The following is a 1627-nucleotide window of genomic DNA, read 5'->3' on the forward strand; positions in this document are numbered from 1 at the left end:
GCGCATGGTCGGCAGCACGTCGCCACCGGTGGTCGGATTGGTGTAGCGAACCGCAGCGTGACCAGGGGAAACCGTCGCTGCCACACCCTCGCGTTCCATCTCCAACTGCGCGTTCAGCGCCGCGTGGGTGACGGCCCAGCGATACACCAGCAAGGGCGTCGCCGGCGACGGACCAAGCTGAGAGAGGGGGCGTAGACCGGCCGATCCCCACAGCCGTTCCGATTGTGAAGGCTGACCGCTCTGCGCCTCGGGGGGATCGGCGAGATCATCGCTACCGGGTTCGAAGAACGTCGAGTCGACGTAGCGCTGGATCGGGATGTCGAGGCCGTCGATCCACGCCATCGGCTCGTCGCTGTCGTTGATGTGCGAGTGCCAATTCCAGCCCGCTTGGGGCAGAAAGTCGCCGCGCCGCATCGGCACGACATCTCCGTTGACCACGGTCGAAACCCCCGAACCGGCCACGACGAACCGGAACGCGTGCTGGCTGTGACGATGCACCGGAGCCGACTCGCGGGCGTTGAGATACTGGATCGCCGCCCACAGCGTCGGGGTGGCGAACGGCCGGCCGTCGAGCCCCGGATTCGCTAGTGCGATCGCCCGCCGCTCGCCCCCGCGACCGACCGGCACCAGTTCACCGGCTCGGGCCTCGCGGCGCCGTATGCCGGTGGCGCCTTTGCCACGCTCTACCTCAGCCCGCGCGATTACCACCGCATCCACATGCCCTGCGCCGGCACGTTGCGCCGGATGCTGCACGTGCCGGGCGACCTGTTCTCGGTCAACCCCACCACGGCGCGTGGCGTGCCCGGCCTGTTTGCCCGCAATGAACGCGTGGTGTGCGTATTCGACGACGCCCAGGGCCGGCCCTTCGTGCTGGTGCTGGTGGGCGCCACCATCGTGGGCAGCATGGCCACGGTGTGGCATGGCCTGGTCAACCCGCCGCGCCCCGGCGTGGTGCGCGATTGGCGCTACGAAGACGGCGCCATCCACCTGGCCCAGGGCGCGGAGATGGGCCGCTTTCTGCTGGGATCGACGGTGGTGATGCTGTTCACCCGCGAGGCCATGGCCGGCCTGCAGTTCAACCCGGCCTGGGCGCCGGGCGGGCCACTGCGCATGGGCCAGTTGATGGCCTCGCGCTGAGGCCGCTGAACATTCAAGCCGGCTGAACCACCAGGCGAGCGCGCTGCGCCGCCAGTGTGTGGCCCAGCAATTGGGTGGCGGCGTAGATGGCGTCGATGCTGGGCGTGGGCGTGCCGGTGATGCGGCCCAACTCGACCACCGAACCCACCAGCGCCTCCAGCTCCAGTGCGCGGCCGGCTTCCACGTCCTGCAGCATCGAGGTCTTGTGCGCGCCCACCGCCTCGGCCCCGGCGATGCGCTGCTCCAGGCTGATCTTGAAGCGCACACCCAGGGCTTCAGCCACCGTGCGCGCTTCGGTCATCATGGCCGCGGCCAAGGCCCGCGTGGCGGGGAAGCGGCAGATGTCTTCCAGCGTGGCGTGCGTCAACGCGCTGATCGGGTTGAAGCTCAGGTTGCCCCACAGCTTGATCCAGATTTCGCTGCGGATGTCCTTGGACACCGGCGCCTTGAAGCCGGCGTTCATCAGCGCCGCTGACAGCGCGCTGATGCG

Annotated in this window: 2 protein-coding genes and 1 pseudogene; 1 reads left to right on the forward strand and 2 read right to left on the reverse strand. The window is 69.0% G+C overall.

The annotated features are described in order from the left end of the window. The coding region (locus RMP06_RS13075; RefSeq protein ID WP_310462218.1) for a cupin domain-containing protein at nucleotides 1-717 on the reverse strand (717 nt) is incomplete at its 3' end. Here RMP06_RS13075 and asd point away from each other — a divergent pair. Further along, nucleotides 640-1137 (forward strand): annotated as a pseudogene (gene asd / locus RMP06_RS13080) (archaetidylserine decarboxylase); the annotation flags it as partial. The gene RMP06_RS13075 and the pseudogene asd sit on opposite strands and share 78 nt — an antisense overlap. 13 nt (nucleotides 1138-1150) lie before the next feature. Here asd and RMP06_RS13085 read toward each other — a convergent pair. After that, nucleotides 1151-1627, reverse strand: a 477-nt coding sequence (locus RMP06_RS13085; protein ID WP_310462219.1) for a ketopantoate reductase C-terminal domain-containing protein, incomplete at its 5' end; no start/stop codon positions are given.

Origin of the sequence: Sphaerotilus sp. (assembly GCF_031429695.1) — a bacterium.
Lineage (GTDB): Bacteria > Pseudomonadota > Gammaproteobacteria > Burkholderiales > Burkholderiaceae_C > Sphaerotilus.